Below are 15,902 nucleotides of genomic sequence, written 5' to 3'. Positions count from 1 at the left end.
CAGGCGCGCGCCGGTCCGCATCACCCTGGTCGACCGCGGCAACCACCACCTGTTCCAGCCGCTGCTCTACCAGGTGGCGACGGCCGGCCTGTCCGCGCCCGACATCGCCGCGCCGCTGCGCCAGATCCTGCAGCGGCAGCGCAATGTCGAGGTGCAGATGGCGACCGTCACGCGCGTGCACGCCGATGCGCGCGAGATCGAACTCGATCATGCCGACGGCTCCCGTCGACTCGGCTACGACTACCTGCTGCTCGCCAGCGGCGCCGGGCACGCCTACTTCGGCCACGACGAGTGGGCCGCGCATGCGCCGGGGCTGAAGACCCTCGACGATGCGCTCGACCTGCGGCGCAAGCTGCTGCTCGCGTTCGAGCGCGCCGAGGCGGCCACCGATCCCGACGACCGCGACGCCTGGCTCAGCTTCGCCATCATCGGCGGCGGACCGACCGGCGTCGAACTGGCGGGAACGCTGGCGGAGATCGCGCGCCACACGCTCGGAGGCGAATTCCGCAGGATCGATCCGGCGCGCGCGAAGGTGCGCCTGATCGAGGCCGGGCCGCGGGTGCTGTCCTCCTTCCCCGAGGACCTGTCGGAGAAGGCGCGCCGGCAGCTGGAAGCGCTGGGCGTCGAGGTCCAGACCGGCGCGGCGGTGGAGGAGATCACCGCCGAGGGCTATCGCCGCGACGGCACATTCATGCCGGCCCGGACCATCGTCTGGGCCGCGGGCGTGTCGGCCTCGCCGCTGGGCCGCTGCCTCGACGTGCCGCTCGACCGCGCCGGGCGCGTGCGGGTGCGTCCCGACCTGTCGGTACCCGGACATCCGGAGATCTTCGTCGCCGGCGACCTGGCGGCGATCGACCGCGCCGACGGCCGACCCGTGCCCGGGGTCGCGCCGGCCGCCAAGCAGATGGGCCGCCACGTCGCGCGCATGATCCGCGAGCGCATCGCGGGGCAGCCGGGCGAAGGCGCGCCATTCCGCTATCGCGACTTCGGCAACCTCGCCACCATCGGCCGCATGGCCGCGGTGGTCGACCTCGGCGCCTGGCGCTTCTCGGGCATGCTTGCCTGGTGGTTCTGGCTGGTCGCGCACCTGTTCTTCCTGATCGGCTTCCGCAACCGCAGCGTGGTGCTGCTCAACTGGTCGGTGGCGTACTGGACCCACCAGCGCGCGGCGCGGATCATCCTCGGCGGCGACGATCGTCCCGATACACAGTAACGATCCATCCGGCGTCGTCGCGTGCGTCTTCGCGCGCCGTCCTTCGGATAGGATGGCGCGTCCCCCGGAACGCCCGCCGCATGACCGAGATCCCGCTGCAGAACCTGCTGATCGCACTGGCGGTGACCACCGGGGCGGGACTGGCGACGGGCCTGGGCAGCCTGCTGGTGTTCGCGTCGAAGAAGCCCAACGCGCGGCTGCTGGCCTTCGGCCTGGCGTTCGCCGGCGGCGCGATGGTCTACGTCTCGCTGGCCGAGATCCTCAACAAGTCTGTCGCGTCCTACACCTTGGCCTACGGCGACCGGCTCGGGTTCACCTGGGGCACGCTGTCGTTCCTCGCCGGCGTGCTGCTGATCGTCACCATCGACCGGCTCGTACCCAACCCGCACGAGCGGCTCGAGGTCGACGATCCCTACTTCCGCCAGCACAACCGCGACTACGTCAGGCGCGTGGGCCTGCTGACCGCGATCGCGATCACCGCGCACAACTTCCCGGAAGGGCTGGCGACGTTCTTCGCCACGCTCGAGAACCCCGGCGTGGGCATGCCGCTGGCGCTCGCGATCGCGATCCACAACATTCCCGAGGGCATCGCGATCGCGGTGCCGGTCTACTTCGCCACCCACAACAAGGCCTACGCCTTCATCGCCTGCCTGCTGTCGGGGCTGGCCGAACCGGTGGGCGCGATCATCGGCTACGTGCTGCTGCGGCCGTACCTGTCGGACGCGGTGTTCGGCGGCGTGTTCGGCTTCATCGCCGGCGTGATGGTCTTCCTGGCGCTGGACGAACTGCTGCCGGCGGCCAAGCGCTACGCCAAGGGCCACGAGACCGTCTACGGCCTGGTCACCGGCATGGCCGCGCTCGCGATCAGCCTGGTGCTGTTCAAGTGGTGATGGCCGCCGGGGCCCGCTCCCCGGCCTGACGCGCACGTGCGAACCCGCCGGATCGAACGTCGCGGACGTCCGGTCCGCCCGGCTGCGACGACCGCGGCGCGCGAACTGCCGATGCTGCCTCCATCCCCACCCGATGGAGCAAGCGCATGCGGCTGCAAGCCACGACCCTGCTGGTGCGATCGACCCAGGCCCTGTTCTCGCTGGCGTGCGTGCTGGTGGCCGCCTACGCGTTCTTCTTCCTGCTCATGCCCGTGCGCGAGGGCGATCCGTTCGCGGCCCGCTTCGCCGTCGCCGGCTGGGACGTGCCCGCGCACTTCTTCGGCGCCGGGCTCGCGCTGCTGCTGGTGCCGGTCCAGCTGAGCCGGGGCATCCGCCGGCGGTGGCCGATGATCCACCGCGTCTGCGGCCGGGCGTCCGCGGTGGCGATCCTGGTCGGCGGCGTGTCCGGCCTGTCCATGGCCCAGGAGGCCCATGGCGGCTGGGTGAGCCGGGCGGGGTTTTCCGCGCTCGCACTGCTGTGGCTCGGCATCACCGCGAACGGCCTCCGGCTGGCGATCCGGCGCGACCTTCCCCGCCACCGCACCTGGATGGCCTACAGCATCGCCCTGACCACCGGTGCGATCACGTTCCGGGTGATGCTGGGCGTGGGCACGGGGGTGATGGAATGGCCGTTCACGCCCGTGTACGTGACGGTGTCCTGGGTGAGTTGGATGTTCAATCTGGCCGCGTGCGCGGGCTGGCTGGCCGTGTCGCGCGGTCGCCGTCCGGCGCCTTACCCCGCCCCGGTTGCGGTTCCGCGTGCCGACGCCGGAACGCGCTGGGCGTCTCGCCGACCAGGCGCTTGAACGCGGTGTTGAAGGTGGACTTGGAGGTGAATCCCGCGTCGTAGGCGAGCTCGAGGATCGCGCGCGATTCGGCCGGATCCGACAGGCTGGCGCGGACCGCCTCGATCCGATGGCGGTTCACGTATTCCCAGAAATTGCCCCCCAGGCGGCGGTTGATCACGGCCGACACCAGGTACTCGGGATACCCGCTGCGCCGTGCGAGCTGGGCGATCGTCAGCGCGGGCTCGCGGTACAGGCGCTCGCGCGACATCAGCTCAGACAGCCGCGCCTCGACATCGTCGACGCGCGCGTCGCCGGCAAGACCATCGTCGCCCGGCGACGGGTCCAGCGACGGGTCCGCAACGGGATCGGTCTCCGCCGTCGTCGCCACGGGCGGCTGGGACAGGCTGAACCAGCCGATCACGCAGACCCAGGCCGCGACCGCGCCGTAGATCAGGAAATAGTCCAGGTGGGGCACATCCACCAGCCACTGCACCAACGCGATGGCCCAGATCACGAACTGACCCGTTGCCATCGCCGTGAGCCAGCGCAGCGACAGCCGGTCGGCGTCGGAGCGGTGCGCCCGGAGCTGGCGACGATGCCGGGCGGCGCAGCGGAACGCGGCCGCGAGATACGCAAAAGCGACCAGGTAGAGCAGCGGATCGAACCAGGGTGCATCCCACGAACCAGCCACCGGCAGGGGCGCATCGCTCCACCAGCGTGCGCCGGCCCACGCCAGCGCCAGTCCGAACCAGACACCGTGTGCGAGCTCGGCCGGGCGGGGCCTCAGGCCCAAGGTCAGCACGCGCACGTACACGAAGAACATCGGCGCATACAGCAGCGGTAGCAGCCGCGCGACCCGGTACGCATCGCCCAGCGCGTTCGTCGCGGAGTGCATGTATCCCGCCTTGACCGCGAGATCGGCGGCCACGATCGCCAGCCACACCGACAGCACGCGGTTCGCGTGCGCGTTCGCGCGGGCGCGCCACAGCGCGGATGCGAGCATCGCCGCCTGCGCGGCGCCGATCCAGTACAGGATCACCCAGACTGTCATCGACCCGAAGCCGGTGGCGGCATTGCAGGATAAACGCGCGCGCCCCGTAAACGAATAAGCCCGGCCGGAGCCGGGCTTATTCGGTCAGTCGCGGAACCGGATCTAGGCCGCGAACAGCGCCTTCATCTTCTTCAGCGCGTTGGCTTCGACCTGGCGGATGCGCTCGGCGGACACGCCGTACTCGTCGGCCAGTTCCTGCAGCGTCACCTTCGCCTCCGGATCGAGCCAGCGGCGCTTGATGATGTCGCGCGACCGCACGTCCAGGCGCGCCATGCCCTCGCGCAGCAGCTCGAGCCGGTTGTCGGCGCTGTCGCTGCGTTCGTAGGCCTGCGCCGGATCCTCGTCGTGCGCGATCAGGTACGCCGACGGCGACGGCGGCGCATGGTCGTCGTCCTCGTCGGACGGGGCGTCGAAGCCGATGTCGCGACCGGACAGGCGCGACTCCATCTCCAGCACCTCGCGCTCAGACACGTTGAGGTCGGCGGCCACCGCGCGCACTTCCTCGGCGTTGAGCCAGCCCAGGCGGGTCTTGCTCTTGCGCAGGTTGAAGAAGAGCTTGCGCTGCGCCTTGGTCGTGGCGACCTTCACGATGCGCCAGTTTTTGAGGATGAACTCGTGCATCTCGGCGCGGATCCAGTGCACCGCGAAGCTCACCAGGCGCACGCCGATGTCGGGATCGAAGCGCTTGACCGCCTTCATCAGGCCGATGTTGCCTTCCTGGATCAAGTCGCCGAGCTGCAGCCCGTAGCCGCTGTAGCCGCGGGCGACGTGCACCACGAAGCGCAGGTGCGAATGCACCAGTTCACGCGCGGCGTCGAGGTCCTCGTCGTCGCGGTAGCGGCGCGCGAGCGCCTGCTCGTCCTCGACCGAGAGCACGGGAATCTGGTGGACCGCACCGATGTAGGCTTCCAGCGAACCGAGCGGAGTCAGCCCGGAAAAGGCGGGAACCGGCAGGTTGTTGGCAACGAGGGCGTGGGTCATGGGGGTCTTCATGTAGGGGAGTCTAGCAGTCGACTTGTATGACTGCTAAGACGACGGAAAGTTCCCCAGCATTCCAGCGATGGAACGATCTCTGGATTCCAGACAGGAAAGTAAATGGCGCCGAAACAACCTTTCCGATCATCGACTTACGAATTCATTCGTCCGGATCGGCCAGCGCCGCACTGCGGGCTCCAATATGGACCCCGCCGGGACACGGGAGTTCCGTGGCCGCCGACGACCAGTGGGCCCGGCTTGCGGGCGGGACGCGGCCCCCGGGGGTTCGGACCTCCCGGCAGGCGCGCGGCCCGTGGCCCACGACGCAGGACCCGAGGGAGGAGGGCGGGCCGGCCCCGCCCTCCTCGCTTCGGCTGCGCTCAGAACTTCTGCGCGTAGCGGAAGTACACCGTGCGGCCGTAGGCGTCGTACAGGTAGAAGTTCCACGGCCGGTTGTCGTAGCCGACCAGCTCGGGGTACTTGTCGCCCGCGTTGTTGACGCCGAGGGTGACGGTGGCACTCCATGGCATCTCGTAGCTCGCCGACAGGTCGTGGGTGGTGTAGCTGCCGATGCGGGTGTTCGCGCCGCCGGCCAGGAAGCCGAATGCCGGCACCGTGCCCGGGTTCTCCTGGTCGCCGATGTAGTTGACGTTCCAGTTGGCGGTGAACCCGCCCAGCGACCACGTGTTGCGCAGGCTGGCGCGGGTGTCGGGCGAGGTCACCCAGCCCAGGCGGTCCTTGACCGTCTCGCCGTCGGTGACGGTGAAGTCCAGTACGCGCGAGACCTGCAGCCACGTTTCCAGCCGCCCGGCGGCGTCGAAGTCGAACCGGGTGCGCAGGTTGGCGTCGATGCCGCTGGTCTCCAGGTCGCCCTCGTTGGCGTAGGCGGTGTTGATCTCGCGCACCGAGCCGTTGCTGCGGCGCAGGACCGAGGTGCCCGGCGGCAGCGCGATCCCGGCATTGTCGAAGTTCACCAGCTCCTGGTACTCGATCAGGCGGATGCGGTCCTCGATCTCGACGCTGTAGTAGTCGAGGGTGAGGTTGAGCCAGTCGGTCGCGTCCCAGGCCACGCCGATGCTGTACTGGCGCGAGTTCTCCGACTCCAGGTTGACGTTGCCGCTGGAGTAGCTGTCGATCTGGTAGGACACCACGTCCTCGTCCTCGGGGCCGTCGGCGACGCTGTCGCCGTTGGCGTCGCCGCCGCACTGCGCCGAGGTGAAGCCGATCGACAGGCAGGTGCGGTAGTCCTGCACCTGTTCGGCCGAGAACGCGCGCTCGGAATAGATGTAGGTCAGCGGCGGCGCCCGGAAGCCCTCGCCGGCCGAGGCGCGGAAGGTCAGATTCTCCAGCGGCTGCCAGCGCACCGAGACCTTGGGCGAGAGGTCGCTGCCGTAGTCGCTGTAGCGGTCGTAGCGCGCGGCCAGGGTGAAGTCGAAGCTGTCCACGACCGGGAACAGCCATTCGGCGTAGGCCGCGTACACCTCGCGCTGGCCGGCGGACGAATTGCCCGAGGAGCCGGCAACCACGCCCGCCTCCGACAGCGAGTCGTAGATGTCGGCATAGTCTTCGTCGCGGTACTCGGCGCCGAAGGCCACCACCGAGGTGCCGCCGCCCATCTCGAACAGGTCGAGCGTGGCGTTGGCGTACAGCTCCTCGATGTCGTAGAAGCCGTCGCGGCCGATGGTGGCGGTGAAGCCCTTGATCACCTCCTCGGAATTGCCGAACGGGTCGAACAGGTTGTACGAGCCGTCGGCCGCGGCCGCCTCGGCCAGCGGGGTGACGATGTAGCCGCGCCCGGTTTCCTTGAAGGTGGCGTCGCTGCGGCGCAGGCCGAAGTCGACGAACAGGCGGTCGGTCGCCTGCCACTGGAACCCGAGGTTGAAGTCGAGCACGTTGTTGTCGACGAAGTTGTCGCGGTTGCCGGCCGCGGCATAGCGGTGGTAGATGAACGCGCCCAGCCCGTCGCCCGGCACCGGATCGTTCGGGGTGCCCTCGGCGACGAACAGCACGCCTGGGGTGGGCGCATAGCGGCCGAAGCTGTCGGCGGCGCTGTAGCTGGCGGAACTGTAGATCGACAGGTCGTCGTTGATCTGCCAGGTGCCGCGCGCGAACAGCGACTTGTTCTTCACCGAGGCCTCGTTCGCGGCCACGGCGTTGAAGTCGAACACGCAGTTGGCGCCGTTGCGCCAGAAGTTGGGATCGTCGCAGGCGTAGCCCGGCAGCGCGCCGCCGGCGGCGCCCTCCTCGCCCGGGTCGGTCTCGCTCTCGAAGTAGAAGTTGTTGCCGTAGATCGAGCCGCCGCGCACGTCGCCGCCGATCTGGGCGCGGGTGAACACCATGTCGCGCGAGTTCATCGAGGCGCCCAGCAGCAGGCTGCCGCGGTCGGACGAGGTGCCGAACACCACCGACGCCTCCTCGGTATCGCCGCCGTCGACCTTGGGCGAGCCGCGGCCGTAGCGCAGCTCGGCGCCGTCGTAGTCCTTGCGCAGGATGATGTTGACCACGCCGCCGATCGCGTCGGAGCCGTACAGCGCCGAGGCGCCGTCGGACAGGATCTCGATGCGCTCCACCGCGGCCAGCGGGATCGTGTTGAGGTCGGCGTTGGTGCCGGTCGAGGGTGCGTACGGCGCGCGACGGCCGTCGATCAGCACCAGGGTGCGGTCCGAACCGATACCGCGCAGGTCGACGTCGGACACCGCCTGCGCGGAACTGCCCGACTGCGGGCGGAAGTTGCCGAACGAGGAGAACGTGGTGTCGCGCAGCAGGTCGGAGACCGAGGTCTTGCCGCTGGCGTCGATGGTGGCGCGGTCGATCACCGTCACCGGCACCGCGCCCTCGATGTCGGCGCGCGAGATGCGCGAACCGGTCACCTGGATGCGGTCGAGGGTCTGGGTGTCGGTGTCGGGGGCGTCCTGGGCGATGGCCGGCAGCGCCGGCAATGCGGCGGCGATGCCGATCGCCAGCGCCGCGAGCCGGCAGTGCGGCAGCCGGAAGGCAGATGTCATGGGTCTCTCCAAGTAATCGTTATGGGTGCGTTAAACGCACCGATGACGTTACGGAGCCCACCCCGCGTTCGCTTGGCGCCCGATGTCGGAAGCGTTTGCGCCGCTTGTCCGTCCGCCATCGGCCAACCGGTACAGCGATGGCGGCATGCCGTGCTGGGCCCTGAACGCGCGCGAGAAGCTGCAGTTGTTCTCGAAGCCGCAGGCCGCGCCCACCTCGCTCACCGAAAGCCGCGTGCGCCGCAGCAGCTGCGCCGCGCGCGCCAGGCGCAGGCGTGCCGATGCCGCCTGCGGACCTTCGCCGTAGAGCGCATGGAAGGTCTTGGTGAAGTACCAGACCGAGACGTTGCTCAGGCCGGCCAGTTCGGTGATGCGCACCGGCCGTTCCATGTGCCCTTCGAGGTGCAGCCAGGCGCGCTGCATGCGGCAGAAGACCTGGCGCTTGCGCCGCAACGAGCGCCCCGGGCAGCGGTCGACCATGGAACGGTAGTCCGCCTGCTGCGCCGCCAGCAGGCGCAGCACCTGGCCGATCCGGTGGCGGTCCATGTCGACGGCGCGGATGTCGTTGCGCGCGAAGCGCGCGCAGCGCCGCCACAACCGCAGCGCGTCCAGGCGTGCCCCTCGGGTGGCGGTTCCCATTCCCGGGAACAGCACGACCTGCGCCGACTGGTGCAGTTGCGCCTGCATGTCGGCGGTCATCGCGACCCCCACCAGCACCGCATCGCCGCCGGCGTAGACGGTGGGCCGCGCATCGCGCTCCAGCGAGAGCCATCCGCCGCGCGCAAGCGGGAACCGGCCTTCGCGACATTCGACCTCGGCGCTGCCGCGCAGCACCAGCCAGACCGTGGCCGCGGGCGCCGAGACCACCACGCTGCCGCCGCGGCTGAGCAGCAGCAACGCGGGCGATTCCTCCTCGCCCGCGCGCGGCTGGATCTCGAGCGCGCCGCCGCGGTCGCTCCAGAACGTGTATCCCTGCATGGCCATCTCCGATGTGGAAACCTGGCCACCTGTTTGACGCATTCGGGCCTGAAACTCAGGAACGAACGCCGAAATCTTGCCGAGATTGCGCCGTCGCGCATCCGAAAGTCATGGGTCGCACGCCATTTCGCCGCCGGAGGGCATGACGTCCGGCAGGGGTGCGCTTCAGTCCGGCGCCGGTGCGAAGCCGCGCGGCAATGCGCTCCATCCGATGTCGATGTTCTGCGCCATCGGCAGGCCGAGGTAGAGCCAGCGTCCCGCGGCATCGACGCTGGGCGAGCCCGCGATCGCCAGACTGTCGCGCGAGAGGCATCGCGTCGCCGCCGCCGTTCCGGGCAAAGGCTGCCAGGTCGTCGCGCACCCTTCTGCGGGGCCGTTGTAATGCACCTGCCCCTGGAACACGCCCCAGTGGCGATAGTGCTGCGGGGCCGGGAACACGTCGCTGACCGGGGCCACGTCCTCCAGTGCGGGTCCGGCGCGCCACAACCCGGCCCGCGAGGGGCGGGTGAAGTAGACGCGATTGCCGACCGGGTCGTAGCGCGCGACGGCGACATCATCCAGCGACGCCAGCGCGCGCCAGCCGTCGCGCGCGTACAGCACCAGCCGGATCCGTCCCTGGCCGCCGTCCACCCCCACCAGCAGTTCGCCGGGCCGCGCGCCGTAGGCGGCGAACACCGGGCTGGCGCCGGGCACGTCCACGGTCCGCACGCGGCCACTCGCCACTTCCACCTCGAACACGCGATCGCCGGCGCCGGTCTTGCCGAGCATCAGCAGCGTGCGTCCGTCCTCCGACCAGGCCGGCGGGTGCCGCGGCACCGGACGCAGGCCTTCGACCGCCCGCAGCGAGCCGGGCCTGTCGACCTCGCCCAGCCACAGCTGCACCGACAGCGTGCGGTCGGACACGAACGCCAGGGTGCGGCCGTCGGGCGAGATCGCCGGCAGCATGTCCACGCCGCTGGAGGCGAACACCGGTTCGGGCGCATCGCCGGCATCCGGCGCATCGAGCCGCACGCGGAACACGCCGCTGCGCGACTGGTCGATCTCGAACACCATCTGCCAGGCGCGCGCCGCCAGGTCCGGGTGCACGGCGTTGCCCGTCGGCAGCGACGGTAGCGGGTGGATCGACCCGTCCGCGAGCCGGTACAGGTACAGGCTGGCGTCCCCGGTCACGTGGCTGAAGACCAGGCCGCTGCCGTCCGGCAGCCAGTCCCAGCCGCGGATGTCGCCCCGCAGGGTCGTCAGCCGCCGCGGCGTGCCGCCCGCGGCCGGCATCAGCCACAGGTCGGCGAGCGAGAGGTTGCGACGGAATCCGAGCCAGCGGCCATCCGGGGAATGGCGTGGCACCAGGTCCACGTCGCCGGCGGCGATGCCGTAGGCCATCGGTCGCCATCGCCCGGTGGCGAGGTCGAGCCGCTGCAGCGGCGCGCTCGCTTCGCCGTCCACGCGCATGCCGCCCATCACCAGCGCGGTGCCATCGGGAGTCCAGTCGTACATCGAATACGCCCCGCGCAGGCACGGGGCCGCCTCATGCGCCGGTCCGCCGTTCGCGTCGACCAGCATGATCCGGCAGCCCTGCGGCGAGACGCGCACGAACGCGATGCGCGCACCGTCGGGCGACCAGGCCGGCATCACGTCCGAGTGCCCGGCCTCGGGCGGCACGAGGACGCGGGTCGCGACCGTGTCCACTGCCTGCAGCATCAGCGTTCCGCCCTCGCCTTCCCGTCCTGCCTGGGTGAAGGCGACCCGGGTGCCATCGGGCGACAGCGCGGGCATCCGTTCCTGCCCCGGCGTGGAGGTGATGGCGCGGTAGGACACCTGTGCCAGTCCCTCCGGCGCAGCCTGCATCCCGGCAACGGCGCTCGCGTCCGCCGGCCTGCGGCCGGCCAGCAGCGCGAGCGCGGCCATCAGCGCGACCGCCAGGCCCAGGAGCAGCCAGGCTGCAGGCGACATCGTTGCGCGCGCGGCGGGCGCCGCATCGGCAGGGCGGAGGCCGGCGGCGGGCGGAAGGGCCAGCGCCGCGTCGATCCCCGGAGTGACCTCGCCGTGCGACGCCGACGTCCGCGTGGACTCCGGTCCGGGCGCAGGAGTCGCCGGCGGCGATGGAACCGACAGCGACGTCGCGTCCTGGTTCCCCCCCGCCACGGCACTGGGCGGTCCCGCCTCGTCCCACTCGACCTGCGGCAGCAGCCGATAGCCGGCCTTGGCGATGGTCTCGATGTAGCGCGGCGCGTCGCGATCGTCGCCGAAGGCCTTGCGCAGCTGCGCCACCGCCTGGGTGACCACGTCGTCGGTCGGCATGGTGTGTGGCCAGACCCGTTCGAGCAGCGCCTCGCGCGACACCACGCTGCCGCGCCGTTCGGCCAGCACCAGCAGCACCTGCATCGCCTTGATCGTGACCCGCAACGACGTGCCGTCCGCGCGTGCGACCACGCGGCGTACCGTGTCGACCTCGCACTCCAGCAGGCGAAGCCACGGGGCAGGCGCGGCGATCATGCGCCCGGCGGGCGACGGACGCAGCGAGCGGTGCGCGAGTGCGATGTGGGGGAGTCGTCTTGCATGCCCGTGTTCCGGCTCCGGGTCGGCGGCGCCCGCCCAGTCTCCGCGCAGCCTCGCACCCGCGGAGAGGCCGCGCATGTGTCATTGGTCTGGGACTGCGATCGTGCGGACCTGCGATGCGCGCGAAGGCCGGATGGTTGCATCAGAACCGACGACCGCACGCGATGGAATCGGGCACATCTGCAACCAGTTGCAGGCGCGTGGGGACGCAGCGCCCGGGCGCATTCCACAGCGCATCGGACACCTTGCCGCATCTGGCGCGAACGCCTGACGCACGTCACGGGCACTTCAGGCAGATTCGGCGCGTCGCGGCGATGCGTAGCCTGCGCTCGTGGTCACGACCCCACGACACGAGGACATCGACATGAAGACCGTCACTTCCACCTGCGCCGCCGTGTTCGCGGCGCTGCTGCTCGCCACGCCGCTGATGGCGGCGGAGGCCAAGGAATCCGCTGCGCTCGCCAGCTGCGTCACGCTGTCGCCCCAGCACCAGGGCACGCGCGTGGCCGGCAACCAGCAGATCCTGCTCAAGGACGGCGATGCGCACTACCGCGTCGGCTTCCGCAGCCACTGCGACGCGATCGCCCGCAGTTCGGCGATCCGGATCGAAACCGGCGGCCAGGACAACCAGCTGTGCCCGGAGGGGAGTGCCGTCCGCGCCCGCAATGCCAGCTGCGCGGTCCAGTCGGTCGAGACGATCGAAGCCGACGAATACGCCCGGCAGGCGCGCCGCAACCGGCGCTGATCGCAGAACGGACCCGGCCCGCGCGAGGCGGGCCGGGCGTCGCCGGGATGCGCTACTGCGGAGCGGGCACCGAGCCGGCGCGATACGGGTACTGGGCGAAGATCTCGGCCATCGTGTCGTTGATGCGCGCATCACGCTTGGCGGGATCCTTCTCGCGCGACACGCGGCCCACGGCGATGCCTTCCCACACCAGGCGGTTGCGCTCGACATCGACCAGGTCGACGTTGAGCGTGCCCTCGGTGTAGCGGTACACGTCGGTGCGGTCGCGCCAGTACGGCACCACGTAGTAGCCGCGGGCGCGGTAGCTGTAGTAGTACGCGTAATCCACGCTCGGCATCGAGGTGACGTCGGTGCGCTGCTGGGTATAGGCGTTGATGTTCAGCCACAGGTCCGGGCGCTCGGTGGTGAACACGTAGCCGCGCGCTTCCATCTGCGCGCGGGCGGCGGCCTTCATGCGCTCGCTGGCGGCCGAGCTGTAGCCTTCCTTCTCGATCGCCAGCGGCGAGTAGAAACCGAAGGTCCGGTAGCTGGCGAAATTGGCCTCGGGATCGGCCTCGGTGGTGATGCGGGGACCGGTGGCACAGCCCGCGAGCAGGGCGATGGCCGCCAGCCCCAGGACCCACGCGGCGACGCGGAACGTTCTCATGGCGACTCCTCCTGACGGATGCGCGGAACGCTAGCACGCGCCCCGCTACACGGAGTGAATGCCCCGGCACGCGCCCGGCGACCACGCCGGGGGACGGCGGCGGCCGGACCGCCAGGCGCACCGACCGCCACGCGCCGAACCGCCGGGTTCAGCAACACCGGATGTCGGTCGCTGCACATCGCCTTCAACCGCCACTCGGCACACTGTCGCCCACAGATCCACGTCCCATCGCATCGGCTCTCTCTCTCCGATCGAACCCTGGCGCCGCTCGCGGCGCCTTTTTTTTGGGGTGGCGTCCTTCCCACAGCGCCCGGTCGCGCTGGGCCGGGCCACCAGGCACCCGGGCGGTCGCCGGCCGGTGCGGCCGGCCGTACCGGCCAGTGGCGAACAGCCGGAAGGACGCGCCGAAGCCCTCTCCAGTGGCCGTCCCGCGCCCGGCGGTCAGCCTGGCCGGTAGACCTCCGCGCCCTGCTCGCGGAACTGGGCCGCCTTCTCCGCCATGCCGGCATCCAGGGCCACCTGCGCGTCCACCCCGTGCTCGGCCGCGTAGTCGCGCACGTCCTGGGTGATCTTCATCGAGCAGAAGTGCGGGCCGCACATGGAGCAGAAGTGGGCCAGCTTGTGCGCGTCCTTGGGCAGGGTCTCGTCGTGGAAGGCCTTGGCCTTCTCCGGATCCAGGCCGAGGTGGAACTGGTCTTCCCAGCGGAACTCGAAGCGCGCCTTCGACAGCGCGTTGTCACGCACCTGGGCCCCGGGATGGCCCTTGGCCAGGTCGGCCGCGTGGGCCGCGATCTTGTACGCCATGATGCCGTCGCGCACGTCCTCGCGGTTGGGCAGGCCCAGGTGCTCCTTCGGGGTGACGTAGCAGAGCATCGCGGTGCCGTACCAGCCGATCATCGCCGCGCCGATCGCCGAGGTGATGTGGTCGTAACCCGGCGCGATGTCGGTCGTCAGCGGTCCGAGCGTGTAGAACGGCGCCTCGCCGCATTCGGCCAGCTGCTTGTCCATGTTCTCCTTGATCAGCTGCATCGGCACGTGGCCGGGGCCTTCGATCATGGTCTGCACGTCGTGCTTCCACGCGATCTTGGTCAGTTCGCCCAGCGTTTCGAGCTCGCCGAACTGCGCCGCGTCGTTGGCGTCGGCGATGCAGCCCGGGCGCAACCCGTCGCCCAGCGAGAAGGCCACGTCGTAGGCCTTCATGATCTCGCAGATGTCCTCGAAGTGGGTGTAGAGGAAGTTCTCGCGGTGGTGCGCCAGGCACCACTTGGCCAGGATCGAGCCGCCGCGCGAGACGATACCGGTGACGCGCTTGGCGGTCAGCGGCACGTAGCGCAGCAACACGCCGGCATGGATGGTGAAGTAGTCCACGCCCTGCTCGGCCTGCTCGACCAGCGTGTCGCGGAAGATCTCCCAGGTCAGCTCCTCGGCGCGGCCGTCGACCTTCTCCAGCGCCTGGTAGATCGGCACGGTGCCGATCGGCACCGGCGAGTTGCGCACGATCCACTCGCGGGTCTCGTGGATGTGCTTGCCGGTGGACAGGTCCATCACCGTGTCGCCGCCCCAGCGAATCGCCCAGACCAGCTTCTCGACTTCCTCCGCGATGCCGGACGAGACCGCGCTGTTGCCGATGTTGGCGTTGATCTTGGTCAGGAAGTTGCGGCCGATGACCATCGGCTCGCTTTCCGGGTGGTTGATGTTGTTGGGCAGGATCGCGCGGCCGCGGGCGATCTCGTCGCGCACGAACTCGGGCGTGATCCGCGCCGGCAGGCTGGCTCCGAAGGATTCGCCAGGGTGCTGCGCGCGCAGCGCCGCGTCGCGCACCGACTCCAGCCGCTGGGTTTCGCGGATCGCCACGAATTCCATTTCGGGCGTCACGATGCCGCGGCGCGCGTAGTGCATCTGGGTGACGTTGGCGCCGGCGCGTGCGCGGCGCGGCAGCGCGCGCTGCGGGAAGCGCACGGCGTCGAGACGCGCATCGTGTTCGCGGCTACGCCCGAACGCCGAGCTCAGCCCGTCGAGCCGCTCGGTGTCGCCGCGCGCCTCGATCCAGCGCGCGCGCACGGCGGGCAGGCCGGCCGACAGGTCGATGCGCGCATCGGGATCGGTGTACGGGCCGGAGGTGTCGTAGACGGTGACGGGCGGGTTCTCTTCGCCGCCGAACAGCGTCGGCGTGCGCGCGAGCAGGATCTCGCGCATCGGCACCCGCACGTCCGCGCGCGAACCCTCGACGAAGATCTTGCGCGAGCCGGGGATGGGCCGGGTGACGGCGTCGGAGAGCTGGTCGGTCTGCTGGATCAGCGAAGCGGGCACTGCGTTCATCGGCATCGTCCGGTGGGCCGGCCGCGAGGGATTCGCAGGCCGCGAACGAAGCGAAGGCGCGGGACGCGCACGGCAGCATGGTCGTGCCGGCCATCGGGCGCATCCTGCGAAGCTTCCCTACGCCGGTCTCAACCGGATCAGGTTCCAAGGGACTGTCTCAACCCGCCGCCCGGCCGTGGCCCGCGGCGGGTACCCCCGCTTCGAGGCTTATTAGAACGCGCCCGTGCGCCTGGCGCCAGTCGCACGCGGTCGGACACGCGGCGTCCGCATCCCACTGGCGCGCCGTGGGCCGGCGCATCACGCCCTCCACTCGCGGCGGAGGACATGATCGCTGCGCCAGCTTGGGGTCGACGCCCGGTCCCTGCGACGGATCGATGCATCGAATCGCGCATGCGCTCGGTCGGGATGCCGCCCGCGGCGGGCATCGAACGCAGCTGGCCCTCGCTCCCGCGTGACGCTTGGCGCGTGGTCCCACAGAGAGCATGCGGCAGATCCCGGGGACACGTTGTCGACCCAGGTGATGGATGGCGAGGCGGCGATGGCGTCGTCGACCTCCTGCTCAGCGGAGCCGCGGGTGCGCTTCGCTTACCCCTGCCACGCGCAGAGGAGCCCGTCGCGATGGTTCCCGATGCAAGCAAAACCGTGTCTTGACGCGCCGCACCAACGTCCGGTATTCATGGCGGCCATGTCGCCCGTCCGC

Annotated in this window: 10 protein-coding genes, 1 pseudogene and 1 riboswitch; of the genes and pseudogenes, 4 read left to right on the top strand and 7 right to left on the bottom strand. The window is 70.3% G+C overall.

Features of this window, described 5'->3' with window-relative positions; all coding sequences use genetic code 11:
* From QFW80_RS12070 to QFW80_RS12060, 3 genes and pseudogenes are all read left to right on the top strand, one after another.
* Nucleotides 1-1,213: NAD(P)/FAD-dependent oxidoreductase (locus tag QFW80_RS12070; protein ID WP_280602204.1), on the top strand; the 1,213-nt coding region annotated here is incomplete at its 5' end.
* An 80-nt stretch (nucleotides 1,214-1,293) separates the two neighbouring features.
* The gene (zupT, locus tag QFW80_RS12065; RefSeq protein ID WP_280602203.1) at nucleotides 1,294-2,103 is read left to right on the top strand and encodes a zinc transporter ZupT; all 810 of its coding nucleotides are present in this window, start codon (nucleotides 1,294-1,296) and stop codon (nucleotides 2,101-2,103) included.
* A 146-nt stretch (nucleotides 2,104-2,249) separates the two neighbouring features.
* Nucleotides 2,250-2,768: pseudogene (locus QFW80_RS12060) on the top strand (DUF2306 domain-containing protein); the annotation flags it as partial.
* A gap of 49 nt (nucleotides 2,769-2,817) precedes the next feature.
* On the opposite strand, the gene QFW80_RS12055 reads toward QFW80_RS12060, so the two are convergent.
* From QFW80_RS12055 to QFW80_RS12035, 5 genes are all read right to left on the bottom strand, one after another.
* Nucleotides 2,818-3,981 (bottom strand): helix-turn-helix domain-containing protein, encoded by a 1,164-nt coding sequence (locus QFW80_RS12055; protein ID WP_280602202.1) that lies wholly within the window; start codon nucleotides 3,979-3,981, stop codon nucleotides 2,818-2,820.
* A 102-nt stretch (nucleotides 3,982-4,083) separates the two neighbouring features.
* Complete coding sequence (rpoH, locus tag QFW80_RS12050; RefSeq protein ID WP_280602201.1) at nucleotides 4,084-4,974, bottom strand: RNA polymerase sigma factor RpoH; 891 nt, start codon at nucleotides 4,972-4,974, stop codon at nucleotides 4,084-4,086.
* A 362-nt stretch (nucleotides 4,975-5,336) separates the two neighbouring features.
* Nucleotides 5,337-7,961, bottom strand: coding sequence for a TonB-dependent receptor plug domain-containing protein (locus tag QFW80_RS12045; protein ID WP_280602200.1), 2,625 nt, complete (start codon nucleotides 7,959-7,961; stop codon nucleotides 5,337-5,339).
* A gap of 48 nt (nucleotides 7,962-8,009) precedes the next feature.
* Nucleotides 8,010-8,942, bottom strand: a complete 933-nt coding sequence (locus QFW80_RS12040) for a helix-turn-helix transcriptional regulator (RefSeq protein WP_280602199.1) — start codon at nucleotides 8,940-8,942, stop codon at nucleotides 8,010-8,012.
* A 159-nt stretch (nucleotides 8,943-9,101) separates the two neighbouring features.
* Nucleotides 9,102-11,429, bottom strand: coding sequence for a winged helix-turn-helix domain-containing protein (locus tag QFW80_RS12035; protein ID WP_280602198.1), 2,328 nt, complete (start codon nucleotides 11,427-11,429; stop codon nucleotides 9,102-9,104).
* Between the two features lie 427 nt (nucleotides 11,430-11,856).
* Here QFW80_RS12035 and QFW80_RS12030 point away from each other — a divergent pair, with 427 nt between their 5' ends.
* Entirely contained in the window at nucleotides 11,857-12,237 is a 381-nt protein-coding gene (locus QFW80_RS12030; RefSeq protein ID WP_280602197.1) for a hypothetical protein, read from the top strand.
* Between the two features lie 52 nt (nucleotides 12,238-12,289).
* Here the strand turns inward: QFW80_RS12030 and QFW80_RS12025 are convergent, their stop codons facing one another.
* Together QFW80_RS12025 and thiC are read right to left on the bottom strand one after the other, a co-directional pair.
* On the bottom strand, nucleotides 12,290-12,883 hold the full coding sequence (locus QFW80_RS12025) for a DUF4136 domain-containing protein (RefSeq protein WP_280602196.1): 594 nt from the start codon (nucleotides 12,881-12,883) through the stop codon (nucleotides 12,290-12,292).
* A gap of 441 nt (nucleotides 12,884-13,324) precedes the next feature.
* Complete coding sequence (thiC, locus tag QFW80_RS12020) at nucleotides 13,325-15,202, bottom strand: phosphomethylpyrimidine synthase ThiC (protein WP_280602195.1); 1,878 nt, start codon at nucleotides 15,200-15,202, stop codon at nucleotides 13,325-13,327.
* Between the two features lie 96 nt (nucleotides 15,203-15,298).
* Nucleotides 15,299-15,409, bottom strand: a riboswitch (TPP riboswitch).
* Nucleotides 15,410-15,902: the final 493 nt, after the last annotated feature.

Origin of the sequence: Luteimonas rhizosphaericola (assembly GCF_029888045.1) — a bacterium.
In the GTDB taxonomy this organism is placed as follows: Bacteria; Pseudomonadota; Gammaproteobacteria; order Xanthomonadales; family Xanthomonadaceae; genus Luteimonas; species Luteimonas rhizosphaericola.
Note: the sequence above shows the minus strand (reverse complement) of the source record. Positions and strands in the feature narration are given on the sequence as shown.